Consider the following 321-nt stretch of genomic DNA (forward strand, 5'->3'; position numbering starts at 1 on the left):
CCGGGCGCACGGACGCCCGCTGCTGGTCGGCTCGGTGAAGTCCAACCTCGGCCACACCCTCGCGGCGGCGGGCGTCGCGGGCGTCATCAAGACGGTCCTCGCCCTGCGGCACCGCACGCTCCCCGAGTCGCTGCACATCACCGAGCCCACGCCGGCCGTCGACTGGGGGGACGGCGCGGTGCGGCTGCTGACGGAGCCGACCCCGTGGCCGGAGACCGCGCACCCGCCCCGCGCGGGCGTGTCGGGCTTCGGCATCGGCGGCACCAACGCCCATGTCGTCCTGGAGGCGGCCCCCGCCGAACCGGCTCCCGCCGCAACCAC

At 77.3% G+C, this 321-nt stretch carries 1 protein-coding gene; it reads left to right on the plus strand.

Features of this window, described 5'->3' with window-relative positions; all coding sequences use genetic code 11:
- Nucleotides 1-321 (plus strand): ketoacyl-synthetase C-terminal extension domain-containing protein (locus AE652_RS32505; protein WP_049658125.1); only part of this gene is annotated, 321 nt, incomplete at both ends.

The organism is Kitasatospora sp. MY 5-36 (genome assembly GCF_001182915.1).
Taxonomy (GTDB): Bacteria; Actinomycetota; Actinomycetes; order Streptomycetales; family Streptomycetaceae; genus Kitasatospora.